Here is a 19871-nt window from a genome sequence, read left to right on the forward strand (position 1 = left end):
TACGTACACCTATCAGGTGTGCGATACCTCGACCCCGACGCCGGTATGCGATACCGCGACGGTGACGGTGACGGTGCAGCCGAACGTGGTGACCGCGGTCGACGACACCGCCGAAACCCCGGCCAACCAGCCGGTGACGATCCCCGTGCTCGACAACGACACGGTGACGGGTTCGCCGCTGAATCCGGGCTCGGTGACGATCACGGTGCCGCCGAGCAATGGCACGGTGACGGTGAACGACGACGGCACGATCGTCTACACGCCGAACCCGAACTTCATTGGCACGGATACCTTCACCTATCAGGTGTGCGATACCTCGACCCCGACGCCGGTATGCGATACCGCGACGGTGACGGTGAACGACGACGGCACGATCGTCTACACGCCGAACCCGAACTTCATTGGCACGGATACCTTCACCTATCAGGTGTGCGATACCTCGACCCCGACGCCGGTGTGCGACACCGCGACGGTGACGGTGAACGTGAAGGGCCAGCCGCCGGTCGCGAATCCGGATCCGGATGCGGGCACGGGCGCGCCTGGCCAACCGGTGACGATCCCGGTGCTCGGCAACGACACCGATCCGGACAACAACATTGATCCGGGCACGGTCGTCATCGTCGGCGCCCCTGGCGACGGCAAGACGCTGGTCGTGCCGGGTGAAGGCACCTGGCAGGTGAATCCGGACGGCACGATCACCTTCACGCCGGAAGAGGACTTCGTCGGCACGACCACACCGATCGAATACACGGTGTCGGATACGACCGGGCTGAAGTCCAACCCGGCGCAGGTCAGCGTCGAGATCAAGAGCGCGGCTCGCGTGCACGTGATCAAGACGGCCTCGCCGCGCGACGTGAAAATCGGCGATCTGGTTCGCTACACCGTGACGATGGAAAACACGGGCGAATCGGATCTCGTCAACGGCGTGTTGATCGATACGCCGCCCGCGGGCTTCACCTACGTCAACAACTCGTTGACCGTGGCGGACCGTGATGGCGCCGGTCGCCTGACGGGTACGTACCCGATCAGCGTCGACCAGATCGACATCAAGTCCGGCGAGCGTGCGACGGTGGTGTACCTGCTGCGTGTCGGCGCGGGCGTCGGTGCGGGCATCCACACCAACCACGCCATCGTGCAGGAACGCGGAACGACGATCTCGAACGACGCGACGGCCAACGTGCAGTTGGTGGCCGATCCGCTGCTTGATGAATCGCTGATCATCGGTACCGCCTACGACGACCGCGACGGTGACGGCTGGCAGGATTCCGCGACGATGACCGGCGTGCATGTCCAGGGCGGCTTCGCTCCGGGTGCGTACGTGCCGAACTCGACCACGGTCGATCGCGGCAAGGGTCCGGCGCCGGAGCCCGACGCCAGCTCGCCGATGCTGCACGGCATCGCGATCGGCGAAGTCTCCGGACGTCAGTCCGAGGCCGACACGGTCGATGCGCACAAGGTCGTGGTGAGCCAGAAGCTCAGCTCGCTCGACTTCACCGACGACTTCGTGCTCACCACGAAGCAAGGTGTGAGCGTGCGCATGGATGCTTCCGGCAAGACCCGCATCGAGCGTGGCAGTGGCGATGCGGCGAAGGGCCTCACCGGTGCGGAGCCGACCGTGGAGCGTCGTGTCAGTCAGGCCGACGGTGGCTATCGTGTCGATTACGTGATCGGCAACGCCGGTATCGACGAGCGTGGCATCCCCGGCGTGCGTATCGCTTCGGTGGAAGGCCTGATCGTCGAGACGGATCAGTTCGGTCGCTACAACCTGATCGGCATCAACGGTGGCCCGGCCAACCGCGGACGCAACTTCATCCTGAAAGTGGATCCGGCGACCTTGCCGCCAGGCAGCGTCTTCACCACCGACAACCCGCAGGTCCGCCGCATCACGCCCGGACTGCCGGTGCGCTTTGACTTCGGCATCAAGCTGCCGTCCGGCCTGATCGAAGGCAAGGGCGACGAGCAGGTCGAAATGGAGTTGGGCGAGGTGATGTTCGACGACGCCAGCGCCAAGCTGCGCGAGCAGTACCTGCCGGTCATCGACAAGATGGCCGAGCAGGTGAAGCAGCACAGCGGCGGTGAAGTCGTGATCGCCGCGAATGGCGAGTCGCAGGCCTTGGCCTACGACCGCGCCAAGGCGGTGCAGTCGGCGCTGCTGGCGCAGCTCTCGCCCGAACAGGCGAAGTCGCTGCAGGTCAGCCTGCGCACCGACGTCGCCGATGCCGGCAGCACGCTGTTGAAGCTGGACGGTCAATCGCGACTGCTCGGCGATGTGCTGTTCGACACCGACAAGTCCGAGATCAAGCCGGAGTTCGCGCCGGTGATCGAGAAGATCGCGGCCGACATCGACAAGCTCGGAACAGGAACCGTTGGCGTGGTCGGACATGCCGACAAACGCGGGGCGCCTGCTTACAACGACGCGCTCGCACTACGTCGTGCCAAGGCGGTGTACGAGGCCATCGCAGCGAAATTGAGCCCGGAGGTGCGCAGCAAGCTGCGTGTGGAAATCAGCGACAACCCGACAGCCCCTGTCGGTTCAAGCAAATAACCGGGGGGACGCCGACATGAAAATGAAACTGCTCGACTACACCCTGATCTGCCTGCTCTCCGGCGTCGCCCCTCTGGCGGTGGCGCAGGAGACGTCGACGGCGACCGTCGCCGGCAGCGGGGAGCAGCAGACACCCTCGGCCGTCGATTGCAGCGGCGACACCTGCTCGGACGAAAAGGGCGTGGTGATGCGCGTGCGCACGCGTGGCGCACGTCAGCCGGTCACCGACGCCGATGCCTCGACGTCGAAAGCATTGCAGCCCGATCGTCGCGTCAGCGTGCAGACGGAACAACCGACCGCGGGCCAACCGGTCGCGGGTGGTCCGGGCAAGGCCGTGGCGATCGGCAAGTGGACCGCGCAGCTGCCCAACGGCGGCGTGATCTGGGCGACCGAGGATCCCAATCTCGGCCAGCCCGAACTCACGGTGTCCGCGCCGTCGCTGGTGCCCTTCGAGAACGGCCGCATCACCAAGCCGGTGCAGTTCTATGCCCGCAACAACTATTCGGCCTTCATCCAGCGCGCCGAAGTCCTGATCTATCGGGCTTCCGACCAGGATCTGGTCGATCCGCTGGCCACGGTCTCGCTGCCGATCGCGGCGGTGAGCGACGTGAAGTGGGACGGCACGCTGCCCGCAGGACTTGAAGCACGCGTCGGCGACGAACTGATCTACATCGTGCGCGCCTACGGTGCGGACGGCGCTTACGACGAAACCTACGCCAGCCGCATGCAGCTGGCGCGGCCGGAAGACGTGCAGCGCGGTGCGGATCTGCTGCGCAATTCCATCGAGAAGCAGTACGGCACCAACTACACCGACGACAGCGCGCAGGAAAAGAGCCTGATCGACAGCGTGTTCGGCAGCAGCAACGGCTTGCGGCAGCAGAACATCCAGATCTACGGTTCGCGCATCCGTATCCAGGGACGCAACATTCCCGAGGAATACAACGTCGAGATCAACGGCGAGACGTATCCGGTCGACCTGGAGCGCAAGCTGGTCGCCGAATATCTCGTGCCGATCGGCCAGCACAAGTTCGACGTCGGCCTGATCGGCAGGAACAAGCAGGAAATCCACCACACGCTCGATATCGACGTGAGCGGCCGCTACATGTTCGCCGTCGCATTGGCGGACCTGACCGCATCGAAGGGCAGTGTTTCCGGATCGATCGAGCCGCTGGCCGGCGACGATCACTACGACAAGGACTTCCTGCTCGAAGGCCGCCTGGCGTTCTACTTGAAGGGCAAGATCAAGGGCAAATACCTGATCACCGCGCAGGCCGACACGCAGGAGCGCGAGGTCAAGGAGCTGTTCAACGGCTTCTGGGACGCCGATCCGCAGGATGTGTTCCGCCGTCTCGATCCGGATCAGTACTACCCGGTCTACGGCGACGATTCGACCACGTATCGCGACGTCGACACGATGGGCCGCCTGTACGTGCGCGTGGACTGGGACAAGAACCAGGCGCTGTGGGGTAACTTCGAAACCGGCTTCACCGGTACCGAGTACGGCCAGTATTCGCGCGACCTGTACGGCGGCGCGTTCAACTGGCGCAGCCGGCGCACCACGTCGCTGGGCGAGGCGGGCACCGAGGTGCGCGCGTTCGGTTCGGAGGCGCAGACGGTTCCGGGCCATACCGAATTCCTGGGCACCGGCGGCAGCACCTATCACCTCAAGCACACCGATCTGCTGCCGGGTTCGGAGCGCGTGATCATTGAAGTGCGCGATCCGACCACCGGTCGCGTCGAGGCACGCGTGCCGTTGCAGAACGGCCCGGACTACGAGATCGATGCCTATCAAGGCCGCATCATCCTCGCGCGTCCGCTGACGGGCACGACCAAGGGTTCCGAGTACAAGCCACGGCTGACCATCGACGGTCCGCTGGACGGCTACGTGCAGGTGCTGCTGGTCGATTACGAATACGTGCCCAACGGCTTCGACGCCGACAAGGTCACCGCGGGCTTCCGCGGCAAGCACTGGTTCGGCGATCACGTCGCCGTCGGTGCCACCTACGTCGACGAGAATCGCGCCGGCGAGGACTACACGCTGAAGGGCGCGGACATCACGCTGCAGGCCGGTCGCGGCACCTATCTGAAGGTGGAGCACAACAAGACCGAGGCGACCAGCGTCCCGGTGTTCTACTCCGACAACGGCGGCATGAGCTTCCTGGAAACCAATCCGATCACCGGCCCGCGCAAGGGCGAGGCGACGGCGGTGGAAGCGCGCATCAACCTGAAGGAACTCGGCTGGACCAAGCTCGACTGGTCCGCCGGTGCCTGGTGGCGCCACGTCGATGAAGGCTTCTCGATTGCCCGCAACGACTTCGGTCAGGAGATCGAGGAGAAGGGCGTCGAGGTGCTCGGGCAGTTCGCGCCCAACTTCAACATCTATGGCCGCTACAGCCGTGCCGAACGCGGGCAGGAATCGCTCGAGCAGGATCAGCTGACGGCCGAATGGCGCGTGACCGAGGACGTGACCCTGGCCGGCGAAATACGCCGCGTGCAGGAAGAGCGCATCACCGGCGACGCCATCGGCACGCTCGGCGCGTTGCAGTACAAGCAGCGCTTCGGCACTTCGTGGGAAGCCTACGGTACCGCGCAGCTCACGCTCGATGACGACAACGGCCGCTACGCCGACAACGACGCCTTCACCCTGGGCGGCAAGTACCTGTTCGGCAACCTGTCGAGCATCGGTGCCGAAGCCACCACGGGCGATCGCGGCGACGCGGCGCAGATCAACGCCGAGTATCGCCTGACGCCGGATCACACGGTCTATGCCGGTTACACCTATTCGACCGACACCAGCAAGTACGATCCGCTGTTCAACAACCGCATCGTGCCGGGCTGGACGCTGGGTCAGCGCTGGCGCCTGTCGAACCAGGTCAATCTGTACAACGAAAGCCAGTTCCTGAAGGAGCCCAACGAGAGCGGTCTCCAGCACACCTACGGCATGGATTTCTATCCGGGCGTGGGCTGGAATCTCGGCTTCGTGCTGACCACGGCCGATATCGACAAGGAAATCGGCACCGTCGATCGCGACACCGTGAGCATCTCCGCCGGCCGCACCTCGAATCAGACGCAGTGGTCGAGCAAGCTGGAGTGGGGTCGCGACAGCGGCGCCGAGCGTCGCACGAAGTGGGCGACCACCAACTACCTGACGCACAAGGTCACCGAAAGCCTGCGTCTGGCGGCCCGCTTCAACTACGAGGACGTGGACGACGAGATCGATCCCACCGCCGGTTCGAAGTTCATCGAAGGCAACTTCGGCTTCGCATGGCGTCCGTGGAATTCGACCCGCTACGCGCTGTTCGGCAAGTACACCTACCTGTACGACGTCTCGACGCTGGAACAGGTGGGCGACAACACCGCCTTCTACGATCAGCGCAGCCAGATCCTGTCGCTGGAAGGCGTGTACAACCCGGACAATCGTTGGGAGTACGCGGCCAAGCTGATGCGCCGTCGCGGCGAAGTGCGACTGGGTCGCATGACCGGCGAATGGGCCGATTCCACGGCCACCTTCGCCGCCGCGCAGGTACGTTACGAGTTCGCGGACCAGTGGCACACGCTGTTCGAATACCGCTGGCTCGACGTCACCGACGGCGGTACCCGTCAGGGCTTCCTGGCTGGCATCGATCGCGATCTCGGCAGCAACTTCCGGGTCGGCATCGGCTACAACTTCACCAAGTTCAGCGACGACCTCACCGACTTCGATTACGACCACAAGGGCTTCTTCCTCAACGTGGTCGGTCGCTACTAACCATCAAAAAAGCTTTCCCCGGCAGCGGCCTTGAGCCGCTGCCGGCGAGAAGGCACGGCAGTTTGCGGGCGAAATTTGGGGAAAATCATGAAAAATTGCGATGCTCGTCGCAGTGCAAGACATCCGTTCTTCACGTTTCGTCGCGCCCTGGCACCGGTGCTGTTCGCGCTGATTGCGCCCGTGCTCGCATCGCCCGCGCATGCGCAGACCTGCACGCAGCTGCCGCAGCGCATGTCGACAACGGGCAACCTCAGCACCACGACCACCCAGTTGAATGGGTGGACTGCTTCGTCACCGACGGGAACAAGCGGTGCTTGGCAATCCTATTCGCTGACCACGCCTAGCGCGACGAACCATGGCGGCCAGCTGTGGAGTGACGGCACTGCGAACGGCAACCAGTTCGCCCTGACCACTACGGCCGCGAACAGCCCGACCAAGGTGTCAGGGGGCGCGGTGCTGACGTTCTCGGTGGCCTGGAACAACGCTCAGTACGGTAACTTTCCGGCAGGCGCCAATTCGGATGCCCATCTGGTCTATGACGGCAACCAGTACCGCCTGCAGGTCCTTTACGCAGGCGTCGTCTATACCACGGTGCTGACGGCACCCGTCGACGGACGCAGCAACAATGCGACCTCCGCCAACAACTACAACGACTGGGGGCCGACCAACTCGAGCCTTGTCGCCAACAATGGCGCACAGTTCGTGAACGCGCCTCCGGCCAGTCCGCCGCCTTCCTACGTCGGCGGCAGGGGATCGGCGCAGTTCACCACGCCGGTCGTCGTGTGGACCAAGGTCAGTATCCGGCTGCCCGACAACATTCCGCAGACGGGTGCTATCCAGTTCCTCGCGACGCGCATGCAGAGCACGTTCTCCGATACGAATCGGTCGGACGACTTCTACGTCAAGGACGTCATCCTCAACGACCGCACTCTGTGCCTGGCCAAGGCGACGTCGGCGAGCAGCAACGGAGGCGCGTTCACGTTCACGACCACCAATCTGGATACGGACCAGGTCGCCGCCAGCAATCAGAATTCCGCGATCATCACCACCAGTTCCGCCAATCCCACGGTGGCCTTCGATGGAGATACGAGCACGGCCGGTACCCAACCGGCGTTGGTGATGGCCAACCAGGTGACGCTGACCGAAGCGCCGGCCACCGGATTCGGGTTGAGTTCGGTCAGTTGCGACAACGGCGTGAGCGGTAGCATCAGTGGCAACCAGATCACTTTGTCCTCGTTCAACGCCAGCAGCGAAACGGGTCTCATGGTGACCTGCACCGTCACGAACACCCGGCCGAGGATCCGTCTGCAAAAGACGCTGCCGGGCGGACGCGCACTGGCCGGCGATCAGTTCACGCTCAACATCGCCGGCCCACGCGGCGGCACCGCGACCACGGCGTCGGTCACCACGACCGGGAGCGGAAGCACGGCCACCGGCGTGGCCGACTTCAATCCCGCCGATGCCAGTGGCAGCTACACGCTGTCCGAAACGGCGTCCGGCACCACCGTGCTGACGGGTTATGCCACGTCCTACGCCTGCACCAACGCCACCTCGGGCTCGTCGACGGTGATGCCCAGCGGCACTGGTACCAGTTTCAATCTGGTACCGGCGGCCGCCGATGACATCACCTGCACCTTCAGCAATACCGCGCGCCTGAGCAATCTGGCGATCAGCAAGACGAACACGCCTGCTTCCGGACCGAACGATCAGCCCGCCGACACCGTGACGCGCGGCGCGACCGTGACCTACAGCATCGTCGTGAGCAACGGCGGCCCGCAGTCCTCCGACGGCGCGGTGTTGCGCGATCCAACGCCCACGGGTGTGAGCTGCACGACGGTGGCTTGCAGCGTGACCAGCGGCGGCGCCACTTGCCCGGCGCCCGCTTCGCTGACGGTGGCGAATCTGCAGTCCTCCGGTGGCGTGGCGATTCCAAGCATGCCGGCCAACAGTTCGCTGACTTTCAGTCTGACGTGTGCCGCCAACTGATCTGAATCATTGATCTGAATCGTTGATCTGAACCAAGGAATTCCGATGTCCATTTCGAAAATTGCGGCGGCGCTGCTGCTCGCGAGCGTCTCCCCGCTGTCTCTCGCCGTCACTTGCCCCGATCCGAACACGCAGGCGACGTCGGAAAATCTGCCCGGCATCCTCGCCTACAAACAGAGCCAGCATCAGAAGATGTTCGGCTACTTCCGCATCTGGCGTGACGAGGTGGCCGACCCGGCCGTCAACATGACCTCGATGGCCGATCTGCCGGCGTGCCTCGATCTGGTGTTCGTGTTCCCGTACAACGTGCCGGATGACAACCCGGTGTGGGACACCATCAAGAACGATTACGTGCCCTTGCTGCGTGCGCAGGGCACCAAGGTGGTCTGGTCGGTGTTCATCGACAAGCTGCTCGATCCCGCGTATCCGAGCACCACCGCCGGCTACGACGCGCTGGCACAGAAGATCATCGCCGACACCGTCAACAAGTACGGCGTCGACGGTCTCGATGTCGACATGGAGAAGACACTCACCTCCAGCCAGCTGACCAAGGCGAAGGGCGTGTTCGCGGCGCTGTCCAAGTATCTCGGGCCGAAATCCGGCACCGGCAAGCTGCTGATCTACGATACAAACAAGGACGGCACCAATGCCCTGTTCCGTGCCGTGGCGACGCAGGTCGATTACGTCCTGGTGCAGTCGTACGGACGTTCGGTCAGCGGATTGCAGAGCACGTTTGATACCTACAAGGCGTACATCCCGGCCAGCAAGTACTTCATCGGTTTCTCGTTCTACGAGGAAAACGGAACGGCCTGGCACGACGCGGTCGCGCCGATGAATACCAGTCGCGCCTACAAGTACGCGCAGTGGCAGCCGACGGGCACGAAGAAGGGCGGCATCTTCAGCTACGCCCTCGATCGCGACGGCGTGCCTGAAGGCCAGAACGCCATCGTGCCAACGGATTACACCTGGACGCGCACGCTGATCTCGGTCATGAATCCCTGAGCGGACAACCGCACCGTTATCCGCGAGGTGGATGGCGGTGCGTCACAAAAAATCGGCCGGGCATGATTTTCATGCGGAAACGACAATCGTGAACCAATCTCCTTGTGCGACGCGGTACGCGCATGGAGTGGGATTTTCATTGCTAATTTTATGAGCAATTGCACACATTCGACCTCAGGGGAGTGCTAGACAGTTAGCGGGGAGTCGCCGCAAGGCGAGTCGGACAATCGGGGAAGGGGCGATGAATTTCATCGATGCTTGCCTTGCCGGCGCGGATTTACTGACGGCCGTGTGCCGCGGTGCAAGGGGGACGGGACTCCGTCCTGCCGCGGCCGGCCTGACGCTGATGCTGGGTCTCGTCTCGCCGGCGGCGGCCTACCAGCCCAACCAGAATCCAATCGCGCCCGACGCGCCCACGCCGCTTCCGCCCTTCACCCCCACCAACGCCGCGACGTTCTCGTCCGGCGTTCCCGGCTTCTCCGGGATGGGCGTGAACATCACCACGGCGAATATTCCGCCTACACCCAATACCTTCACCTATTTCAACGGGGACGCCACACCGGCCAGTCGCCTTGCGACGTCGAGCCAGTTCAGCCCGCAAATCCCCGTCAACACGCCGACCTTCAGTCTGGTCACTCCCGGTGGCTTGCTGGTGACTCCGACCGGAGAACTGTCGCGCGGCACGATGACCATCACCTTCACCAAGAGTGTGACCAATCCGGTGATCCACATCGCGGGTTGGGGCGAGAACGTTCTCTCCCCTTTGCTGATCGGCGACTCCGTGGCGTTCACGCTGAATTCGACGCTGACGCCATCGGGCGTGACACTCACCGCGCTGACGCCGGGATTGCAGGTCGTCGCCGGGCCCAACGGGCGCAGCCGCGTGCAGCTTGTGACGAACTCGCCCCAGGAAGCCTGTACACCGGCGGGTTCGAATGCTGGATGCGGTTCCTTCCGCATCAACGGGACTGTCCTGTCAGTGACGTTCGATGTGGCCATCCGCAAGACGGCCGGCGTGGGATTGACCGCGCTCGACGACGACTACACGTTGACGATCAGCATCGACGAGGATTTTTCCGACGCGCCCGCCAGCTACAACCCGGGAACGGGACAGTTCGGCGGCGCGCCGCGCCATGTGATCGGCGACCTCAGGCTGGGCGCGAGCATCGATGCCGACCGCGCCTCGACCATGGCGGACGCCGACAACACCACCAGTCCGTTCCCCGGAGCCGGCGCCAGCGGCGACGACAGTTCGGGAATCGACGACGAGGACGCATTCCCCACGCCTCCAACGTTGTCGGCGGCGTTCTTCGGGCTGATCTACACGCTCAATGTCCCGATCACCGCGCCGATCAGCATTCCTCCGTCCGCGCCCGGCGGACTGGTCTGTGGCTGGCTCGACTTCAACCGCAACGGCGTCTTCGACATCGCGATCGAACAAGCATGCACGCCGTTCGTGCCCGGTCTCGGCAGCGTGCCGCTGGTCTGGGCATTTCCGTTCGTCAGCGCCGGTCCGATCCAGGCGCGCTTCCGTATCGCCTACGTCGACGATCCGAGCAGCGCCACCCAGTTGCTACCCGTTGGCGCATTGGATTCGGGCGAGGTGGAGGATTACAGCTTCACCGTATTGCCGAGCGTGCGCATCAACAAAGTCCTTTCCCCGACCACGGACTCCGGCACGTTCAACCTCACCATCGCTTCCAATGGGACTCCCAGCTATACGCAGGCCGCGGTCGGCAATGCGGGCACCACCGGTTTCCGTTCGATCGGGCAGACGGGCAGCGGGGCCGACGTCGGCACCACCAGCGACGTCAGCACGACGCCGGTGCCGATCACCATCAGCGAGACGGGGGCCGGCGCCACCAATCTGGGGAACTACACGACGACGTTGAGCTGCGTGGACGGCAACGGCGCAACGGTCACCGTGACGCCGGGTCCTGGAAACACCACGGGCACCTTTAACATTCCGCCGTCCTCGGCGGGAGGCAATGGTGGCGCGCAGCAGATCACCTGCACGTTCACGAACACGTTCGGCACCACCGTGAATCTCAACGTGACCAAGACCAACACGCCGACATCGGGGCCGGTTGATCAGACGGGTGACACGCTCGTCAGCGGCGCGCAGACCACATACGACATCGTCGTCAGCAATGCCGGCCCCTCGACCGCCAGCAATGCGGTGCTGCGTGATCCCGTGCCCAGCGGCATGAACAATTGCGTGCTTGCGGGAGCGCCGCCCTGCACGGCAAGCGGTACCGCCATGTGTCCGAATGTGGGCGCGAACCCGGGAGATCTGTCGATCGCCAATCTCCAGGGCACATCGGGAGTGTCGATTCCGTCGATGGCCGCCAATAGCAGCGTCACGATCAGGATCAGCTGCACGGTGTTGTGAGCGGGGTTGTGCGATGTTGATTCCGAACTTGGTTAGGTCGACGTCCGGTGGTTGCAAGCTACCGCTCGAGGCGCATCGATTTCCTTCGCATCAGGCAGCCGTTCCGGCTCCGGAAAGTTGAATACGTCCTGGAGGCGGCCGATTGGTCGGTTTGGCGTTTTGCGGGGCGAAAGATGTCGCGTAAGGACCCTTTAACGACGTGCTCGCACATTTCATCTCAATCTGAGGACTTCGTTGAATATAAAAAGAGCATCATCGATAAGCCTAATTTTTAGGCAATTTCATCGCGTCACACCATGTAGCTAAAATTTTTTGCGTGCCAAGAACAAGAAGAGAAATGTCGAAATGAATGGCAATTGGCAAGGCTCATGACGCCTGCCTCGCGATTCGATATGGGGGGCGTTGCGACGGACTTGGTAAGCCAAGGTCTTAGCGATCAATTGTGATTCGATCAAACAGGCCGGCCCTACACCACCAGCGAATTCGACGGCTACACGCTGAATGTGACCACGCCGGAAGACTTCGGCGCGCGCCCGCCACGTTCGACACACCGACACCGGCCGCCAATCACACCGTCGGCGACCTCAGCATCGGCGCCAACGTCACCGTCGAGAACGCGACTGTCGCTAATTCACTCACCGGTCCGCTCGCCAGTGCCGGTGCGAATACCGACAGCGACGATTTCGTCTGGCCGAACATGACCACCAACTACAGCATCGTCGTGAGCAATACCGGTCCGAGCGCAGCGAATGGCTCGGTGCTGCACGATCCCGCGCCGGCGGGTCTGGCCTGCACGGCGGTCACGTGCGGCAATCCGACCGGCGGCGCGGTGTGCCTGGCGGTGACCGTGGCCGCGCTGCAGTCGGCGGCGGGCGTGACGATCGCGCCCCTTCCGGCGAATTCGTCGCTGACGTTCACCCTGACCTGCACGGTGAACTGAGCGGTTCGTCGCGCTAGGCCGCGGCTTCCGCTTCGCGGATCGTGGCCAGCACGCGCTCGCCGTAGCGCTCCAGCTTGGTCGTGCCGATGCCGCCGATCTGCGCCAGCGCATCGAGCGAAGCCGGTCTGCCGGTGGCGATGCCGCGCAACGTGCTGTCGTGGAAGATTACGTAGGCGGGCACGTTCTGCTCGCGCGCGAGTTGCGCGCGCATTTCGCGCAAGGCTTCGAACAGCGGCCGGTCGGCGGGTGCGAGCGCGATCGCATCGAGTGTGTTCGAACCCGCGACACGCGCCGTGCGTTCCCGTTCCTGCTTGCGCGGCGTTTCCTTGCGCAGCAGCACGCTGCGTTCGCCGCGCAGAGCCGCACGGCTGTCCGCGGTGAGACGCAGACCGCCATAGCCATCCGCGTCGATATCGAGCAGTCCGGCGGCGACCAACTGGCGAAAGATGCCGCGCCAGGTGCGGGCGTCGATGTCGGCGCCGACGCCGTAGGTCGGCAGGCGGTCGTGGCCGAACTGCGAGATGCGCGCGGTATCGCCGCCACGCAGCACATCGATCAGGTGCGAGGCGCCGAAGCGCTGGCCGGTGCGGTAGACGCAACTCAATGCTTTCTGCGCCGCGACCGTGGCGTCCCAGGTTTCGGCCGGTTGCAGGCAGTTGTCGCAGTTGCCGCAGGGTTGTCCGTTGCCACCCGCCTCGCGTCCATGCGGCACGTATTCCTCGCCGAAATTCGCCAGCAGCACCTGGCGGCGACAGCGCGTGGTTTCGCAGTAGCCGACGAGAGCGTCGAGCTTGCGCCGTTCCAGGCGTTTGCGTTCCTCGCCAGCCTCGGATTGTTCGATCATCTGCTTGAGCAGCACCACGTCCGCGAGGCCGTGGCAGAGCCAGGCTTCGGCGGGTTCGCCATCGCGGCCCGCGCGTCCGGTTTCCTGGTAGTAGCCTTCGATCGACTTCGGCAGGTCGATGTGCGCGACGAAGCGCACGTCGGGCTTGTCGATGCCCATGCCGAAGGCGATGGTGGCGACGATCACCACGCCTTCCTCGCGCACGAAGCGACGCTGATGCGCGGTGCGCTTTTCAGCATCGAGACCGGCGTGGTAGGGCAGGGCGTCGAAGCCGAGTTCGACCAGCATCTCCGCGGTGCTCTCCACTTTCTTGCGCGAGAGGCAGTAGACGATCCCGGCCTCGCCGCGGTGCGCATCGAGGAAGTCGCGCAGCTGTCGCTTGGCCTGTTCCTTCTGCACGACCGTGTAGCGGATGTTGGGGCGATCGAACGAGCTGACGAAGCGCCGCGCCTGTTCCAGCTGCAGGCGTTCGGCGATCTCGCGCTGGGTCGGCGGGTCCGCGGTGGCGGTGAGGGCGATGCGCGGGATCTGCGGCCAGCGCTCGTGCAGCAAGGTGAGCTCGCGGTACTCGCGGCGGAAATCGTGGCCCCATTGCGAGACGCAATGCGCCTCGTCGATGGCGAACAGGGCCAGCTTGCTGCGATCCAGCAGCGAAAGGAAGCGCGGGGTGAGCAGGCGCTCCGGCGCGACGTAGAGCAGATCGAGCTCATTGGCGAGCAGTTGCCGCTCCACGCGTTCGGCATCGAACGCATCGAGCGTGGAATTGAGATAGGCCGCGCGCACGCCGAGCTGGCGCAGGGCGTCGACCTGGTCCTGCATCAGCGCGATCAGCGGCGAGATGACGATGCCGCAGCCCTCGCGCAGCAGCGCGGGAATCTGGTAGCAGAGCGACTTGCCGCCGCCGGTAGGCATCAGCACGAGCGCGTCGGAACCGCCGCTCACGTGCTCGACGACGGCCGCCTGTTCGCCGCGGAAACCGGCATGGCCGAAGACGCGCTGCAGGACTTCCTGTGCCGCCGAGAGCGGCGGGGCGTGCGCGGCCGGCATCGCCTCGACATCGGACGCGCTGAAGGCCCGTTCGTGGAAAGCGGGGTCCGGAGATGCGTCGGTGGGGTCAAGTCGCGCCATGGCTGGCTGCAAGGATACCGGTTGCGATGCGCATGGCTGTCAGAAAAATCCCCGGCGAGTGCCGGGGATTGTTCGCGTCTGTTCTTCTGGGGTCTGTTCTTTCGAAGCGCGCGCTCGCCCGTGTGGCGGGCGAGGGCGTGTCCGAATTCACTGGAGCAGCGAGCGCAGCATCCAGGCGTATTTCTCGTGCGTCTGCAGGCGCTGGGTCAACAGGTCGACCGAGGGATCGTCGCCGGCGTCGTCCGCCGTCTTCAGTACCTTGCGCGCGGTGCGGCAGACCGCCTCGTTGCCCACGGTAAGCTGGCGCACCATCTCGCGCCAGTCGGCGCTGTCGCTCAGGCCCGGTTCTTCCGCGATCGAAGACAATTTCGTGAACTCGGCGTAGGAGCCTGGTGCGTTGAAGCCGAGTGCGCGGATGCGTTCGGCCACTTCGTCGAGCGCGCCCCACTGTTCGGTGTACTGGGTCTCGAACATCAGGTGCAGGCTGTTGAACATCGGCCCGGTGATGTTCCAGTGGAAGTTGTGGGTTTTCAGATACAGCGTGTAGCTGTCGGCCAGGAAGGCCGACAGGCCCTCGGCGATCTTCTTGCGATCGGCCGGTTTGATCCCGATATCGATGCCGGGCGCGCCATTGTTCGGACCCGGCGACGCCGCCGGCTCGAGCTTCGACGTTTTCGGGGTTTTGGGTTTGGACTTGGCCATCGGGTGTCTCCAGGAGAAGGGATTGCCGTCAAAATATAAGTAGTGGCTGGGAAAAGGAATGCAAGAGATCCCGGTAATTCTCTTCCCAATGCCTTTGCAATCGAAGCAATCCATGAAGCCTATCGAATCCAATGCAAGCGCGACGTTAAAGCCGGCGCCGGCGTCCGAGCCGCTCGAGCAGGCACGGCGTGCCATCGACGGCGCCTGCAGCCGCGATTCCGCGCGCCTGCATGGCCTGTGGCGTCGCTGGCGCTCGCACGGGGACGATGCCGCGGCTCGGGACGCATTCGCGGCGGCGCTGGCCGAATCGCTGGCCCGGCGCGAGGCGCGGGCCTCGCGGCTGCCACGGGCGACGGTCGATCCGGTGCTGCCGATCGCCACGGAGGCGGAACGGATCGTCGCGCTGATCCGCAAGCACCAGGTGGTGGTGATCGCCGGCGAAACCGGTTCGGGCAAGACCACGCAGCTGCCCAAGCTGTGCATCCAGGCCGGGCGCGGCGCCGCGGGCATGATCGGTTGCACCCAGCCGCGCCGCATCGCCGCGCGCGCGGTGGCGCGGCGCGTGGCGGAGGAGTTGCAGGTGCCGCTCGGCGGCACGGTCGGCTATCAGGTGCGTTTCAACGACAACGTGAGCGCGGAAACGGCGGTGAAGTTCATGACCGACGGCATCCTGCTGGCGGAGATCGCCTCCGATCGCTGGTTGTCGGCCTACGACACGCTGATCATCGACGAGGCGCACGAACGCAGTCTCAACATCGATTTCCTGCTCGGCTATCTGAAGCAATTGCTGCGCAGGCGCCGCGACCTGAAGGTGATCGTCACCTCGGCCACCATCGACACCGAGCGCTTCTCCCAGCATTTCGACGACGCGCCCGTGGTGAACGTGGAAGGGCGCGGCTATCCGGTCGAGACGCGATATCGGCCGCTGGAGGGCGAAGGAGAAGACGAGGGCGAACGGACGGTTCTCGACGGCATCGTCGCCGCCTGCGATGAGATCGCGCGCGAGCGGCCGATGGGAGACACGCTGATCTTCCTGCCGGGCGAGCGTGAGATTCGCGACGCGCACCAGGCGCTGGAACGGCGAAAGTACCGCCACACCGAAGTACTGCCGCTGTACGCGCGGCTGTCGGCGCGCGATCAGGACCGCGTCTTCAATCCCGGCCCGCAGCGCCGCATCGTCCTTGCCACCAACGTGGCGGAAACCTCGCTCACGGTGCCGCGCATCCATTACGTGATCGATCCGGGGCTGGCGCGCGTGAAACGCTACAGCCCGCGGCAGAAGCTCGATCGCCTGCACATCGAATCGATCAGCCAGGCCAGCGCCGACCAGCGCAAGGGCCGCTGCGGACGCGTCGCGCCCGGCGTGTGCTATCGGTTGTATTCGCAAGCGGAATTCGAGTCGCGGCCGCAGTACACCGACCCGGAAATCCGCCGCGCGGCACTGGCGGGCGTGATTCTGCGAATGCTGTCGATCGGCCTGGGTGACATCGAGGACTTCCCGTTCGTGGAACCGCCCGATCCGCGCGCGATCGCCGATGGCTGGCAGCAGCTGGCCGAACTCGGCGCGGTCGACGCACAGCGCAAACTCACCCCGATCGGCCGCACGATGGCGAAGTGGCCGGTGGACGTGAAGCTCGCGCGCATGCTGGTCGCGGCGCAGGCGCATGGCTGCCTGCAGGAAATGCTGGTGATCGCCTCGTTCCTCGGCATCCAGGATCCGCGCGAGCGTCCGGCCGATCAGCGCGCCGCCGCTGACAATGCGCATGCCGAATTCCGTGATACGAAATCGGAGTTCGTCGGCATCCTCAAGCTCTGGGACGCCTATCGGGCCGCGCACGAGGATTCGACGCAGTCGCAACTGCGCAAGTGGTGCGAGAAACATTTCCTCGGCTTCCTGCGCATGCGCGAGTGGCGCGAGCTGCATCGGCAGTTGAAGTTGCAATGCGACGAGCTCGGCTGGCAGCAGAATGCCGAATCGGCGGAATACGCTGCCCTGCATCGCGCCCTGATCGCGGGCCTGCCGACACAGATCGGCAATCGCAGCGAGCGCGGACAGTACGACGGCCCGCGCGGGCGCAAATTCCAGCTGTTCCCGGGTTCCTCGCTGGCCTCCAAGCCACCGCCGTGGGTGCTCTCGGCCGCGCTGCTGGATACCGAGCGCGTCTGGGCGCTGACCAATGCGGCGATCGAACCGGAATGGGCGATCGCCGAACTTCCCGCGCTGCTGGCGCGCCGCCATTACGATCCGCGCTGGTCGCGGAGCCAGGGGCGCGTGCTGGGCAGCGAGCAGATCAGCCTGTTCGGGTTGGTATTGGCGCCGAAGAAGCCGATTCATTACGGCGGGCTCTATCCGGAGGAATCGCGCGGCATCTTCCTGCGCGACGGTTTGGTGACTGGCGAGATCAACACGCGCAGCGCATTCCTCGCGCGCAATCTCAAGACGCTGGCACTTGCCGAGGAAGAAGAAGCCAAACAGCGCCGCGCCGGTCTCGTCGTCGACGAGGAGTGGATGGCGCAGTGGTACGCGCAGCGGATTCCCGCGGAGATCGTCAGCGCGCAGGCACTGGATGCCTGGTACGTCAAGCTGCCGGCCGACAAGAAGAAGGCGCTGGAATGGTCGCGCGACGATCTGCTGGTCGTCGACGGCGCCGATGCCGAACGCTTCCCTGCGTATCTCACGCTCGGCGAAGCGAAACTCGCGGTGCGCTATCGCTTCGAACCCGGTGCGCCCGACGATGGCATGACCGTCGTGGTGCCGCTGCACCTGCTCAACGCGCTCGACGAGCCGCGCCTGTCGTGGCTCGCGCCGGGATTCGTGGCGGACAAGGCAGCGGCGATGATCAAGACCTTGCCGAAGGCGCTGCGCCGCAACTTCGTGCCGGCCCCGGACTTCGCGCGCGCGTTCGCACAGGCGCACGAGGCACCGGAAGGGGATGCGTTCGCAGGCGCCCTGGCGCGGTTCCTCAAACGGCTGACGGGCGTGGACGTGATGGCCACGGAGTTCGACGAGGCCGCGCTGGAGCCGTATCTGCGCGCCAATCTTCGATTGCTCGATGGCGATGGCCGCAATGTGCTGGCCGAGTCGCGCGATCTCGCCGATCTGCGCGCGCGTTTCGGCGCGCGTGCGGCGCAGGCGTTCTCGGCACGTGCCGCCGAGGGCTTAGCGCAACGCGGTTTGACGGCGTTTCCGGCGACGGCGATTCCGGTTTCCGTTCCAGGCGTGGGCGGCGTTCCCGCCTATCCGGCCCTGCATGACGACGGCGGCAGCGTGTCGCTGGCCGTGCACGCCGATCGGTCCGAGGCCGAGCGTCATCATCCGCGTGGTGTCCGGCGCCTGCTTGCCATCGCGCTGGCCGACAAGATGCGTCAGGCGCGCAAGCAACTCCCGGTCTCGCCGAAGACCGCGCTGCTGTACGCGGCGATCGAATCGCAGGCGCCGCGCGCGGCGACGGAAGGGCGCCCCGCGGATCATCTGCGCGAGGATCTGGTGGACGGCGCTTTCGCGGCGCTCGCGGCGGAAGACCTGGACAGGATTCGCGACGCCGCTGCGTTCGAGGCGCGCAGCGATGCGATCGGCAAAGCACTGTTCGGCGAAGCGATGCGCCGCCTGCAGCAGGCCGAGACGATCCTGGGGCTGGTCGCCGACGTGCGCGCCAGGCTCGATTCCAAGCTCATCGGCTGGGCGCGCGCCAATCTCGACGACATGCAGGCGCAACTCGCCGGGCTGGTGCCGCCTGGATTCCTGCGCGACGTGCCGGCGACGGCGCTGGCGGAATATCCGCGCTATCTGAAGGCGTTGACGATCCGTGCCGATCGCGCGCTCAACGATCCGGTGCGCGATCAGCAGCGCATGCTCGACATCAAGCCGTTCACGGACGCACTGTCCGAGGCGGCGTTGCAGGGAGACGGCGACGAACCCGGCTGGCAGGCCTTGCGCTGGGACATCGAGGAATTGCGCGTCTCCCTGTTCGCGCAGGAACTGGGCGCGAAGGGCGGTGTCTCGCCCAAGAAACTGTCCGCGCGGCTGGCGCAGTTGTCGTAGCGCCTTGCGTGCCGCGCGGATCTTGCTCGCGCGGGGGCGTTACTTCAAACGCTCCACCTTCGCCCGCGTGTTGTAGCCCTGGATCTGCAGATACCAGGCATTGCCGATCACGCTGGGCGTGATCTTCACGTCAGGATTGTTCACGCGCACGCTCGCGAGCGTGGCGCTGTCGGTCTGGCGCCAGACCTGGCCGTTTTCGAGCGTGTACTGCCGTCCCTGGGCGTAGCCGCGGAATTCGCCGGTCATCTTCGACACGATCGGCTCGGACGAGCCGAAATTGAAGAAGCCGCGGTTCTCGTCCTTCACCTTCTTTTCCGCTTGCACCGCGGCCTTGGTGGTCTCGGTGTCGAGGGTGCGGTTCAGCCAGGCGTTGAGATTGGCGAGTTCCTCCGGGCTCAGCTTTTCCAGACCAGCGGCCTTGAACTGTTCGGGCGTCATCTGCTTTTCGATCGCCTGCTGTCCGGTGGCCTGCTGCGCGAAGGCGGGCAGGGCGGCACAGAGCAGAAGGGCGAGGAGAACGGACAACCGTCGCATGGTCTGTT

General features: G+C 64.8%; 10 protein-coding genes. 7 read left to right on the forward strand and 3 right to left on the reverse strand.

Annotated elements, in window-relative coordinates:
* The 6 genes from LG367_RS17440 to LG367_RS18675 all read left to right on the forward strand — a co-directional run.
* The coding region (locus LG367_RS17440) for an Ig-like domain-containing protein (protein WP_226470547.1) at window positions 1-2545 on the forward strand (2545 nt) is incomplete at its 5' end.
* A 16-nt stretch (window positions 2546-2561) separates the two neighbouring features.
* A complete protein-coding gene (locus LG367_RS17445) occupies window positions 2562-6293 on the forward strand; it encodes a hypothetical protein (protein ID WP_226470548.1) in 3732 nt (1243 codons plus the stop codon).
* 87 nt (window positions 6294-6380) lie between these two features.
* A complete protein-coding gene (locus LG367_RS17450; RefSeq protein WP_226470549.1) occupies window positions 6381-8279 on the forward strand; it encodes a prealbumin-like fold domain-containing protein in 1899 nt (632 codons plus the stop codon).
* Window positions 8280-8324: 45 nt separating this feature from the next.
* A complete protein-coding gene (locus LG367_RS17455; protein WP_226470550.1) occupies window positions 8325-9281 on the forward strand; it encodes an endo-beta-N-acetylglucosaminidase family protein in 957 nt (318 codons plus the stop codon).
* Window positions 9282-9522: 241 nt separating this feature from the next.
* The gene (locus LG367_RS17460; RefSeq protein WP_226470551.1) at window positions 9523-11673 is read left to right on the forward strand and encodes a GEVED domain-containing protein; all 2151 of its coding nucleotides are present in this window, start codon (window positions 9523-9525) and stop codon (window positions 11671-11673) included.
* A gap of 442 nt (window positions 11674-12115) precedes the next feature.
* On the forward strand, window positions 12116-12613 hold the full coding sequence (locus LG367_RS18675) for a DUF11 domain-containing protein (protein WP_226470552.1): 498 nt from the start codon (window positions 12116-12118) through the stop codon (window positions 12611-12613).
* A 13-nt stretch (window positions 12614-12626) separates the two neighbouring features.
* Here the strand turns inward: LG367_RS18675 and recQ are convergent, their stop codons facing one another.
* The gene (gene recQ, locus LG367_RS17470; RefSeq protein ID WP_226470575.1) at window positions 12627-14504 is read right to left on the reverse strand and encodes a DNA helicase RecQ; all 1878 of its coding nucleotides are present in this window, start codon (window positions 14502-14504) and stop codon (window positions 12627-12629) included.
* 228 nt (window positions 14505-14732) lie between these two features.
* Window positions 14733-15287 (reverse strand): Dps family protein, encoded by a 555-nt coding sequence (locus tag LG367_RS17475; protein ID WP_226470553.1) that lies wholly within the window; start codon window positions 15285-15287, stop codon window positions 14733-14735.
* A gap of 112 nt (window positions 15288-15399) precedes the next feature.
* On the opposite strand from LG367_RS17475, the gene hrpA reads away from it, so the two are divergent.
* Entirely contained in the window at window positions 15400-19329 is a 3930-nt protein-coding gene (hrpA, locus tag LG367_RS17480) for an ATP-dependent RNA helicase HrpA (protein WP_226470554.1), read from the forward strand.
* A gap of 39 nt (window positions 19330-19368) precedes the next feature.
* Here hrpA and LG367_RS17485 read toward each other — a convergent pair whose 3' ends face one another.
* A complete protein-coding gene (locus LG367_RS17485) occupies window positions 19369-19863 on the reverse strand; it encodes a hypothetical protein (RefSeq protein ID WP_226470555.1) in 495 nt (164 codons plus the stop codon).
* Between the last annotated feature and the right edge of the window lie 8 nt (window positions 19864-19871).

The organism is Luteimonas panaciterrae, assembly GCF_020511115.1.
GTDB classification, from domain to species: Bacteria; Pseudomonadota; Gammaproteobacteria; order Xanthomonadales; family Xanthomonadaceae; genus Luteimonas; species Luteimonas panaciterrae.

What these genes read in the sequence shown, in the direction of transcription:
- LG367_RS17460 (WP_226470551.1), top strand. Translation starts at nt 9,523, where the DNA reads ATGAATTTCATCGATGCTTGCCTTGCCGGCGCGGATTTACTGACGGCC.
- LG367_RS17485 (WP_226470555.1), bottom strand. Translation starts at nt 19,863, where the DNA reads ATGCGACGGTTGTCCGTTCTCCTCGCCCTTCTGCTCTGTGCCGCCCTG.
- recQ (WP_226470575.1), bottom strand. Translation starts at nt 14,504, where the DNA reads ATGCCGGCCGCGCACGCCCCGCCGCTCTCGGCGGCACAGGAAGTCCTG.
- hrpA (WP_226470554.1), top strand. Translation starts at nt 15,400, where the DNA reads ATGAAGCCTATCGAATCCAATGCAAGCGCGACGTTAAAGCCGGCGCCG.
- LG367_RS17455 (WP_226470550.1), top strand. Translation starts at nt 8,325, where the DNA reads ATGTCCATTTCGAAAATTGCGGCGGCGCTGCTGCTCGCGAGCGTCTCC.
- LG367_RS17445 (WP_226470548.1), top strand. Translation starts at nt 2,562, where the DNA reads ATGAAAATGAAACTGCTCGACTACACCCTGATCTGCCTGCTCTCCGGC.
- LG367_RS17450 (WP_226470549.1), top strand. Translation starts at nt 6,381, where the DNA reads ATGAAAAATTGCGATGCTCGTCGCAGTGCAAGACATCCGTTCTTCACG.
- LG367_RS17475 (WP_226470553.1), bottom strand. Translation starts at nt 15,287, where the DNA reads ATGGCCAAGTCCAAACCCAAAACCCCGAAAACGTCGAAGCTCGAGCCG.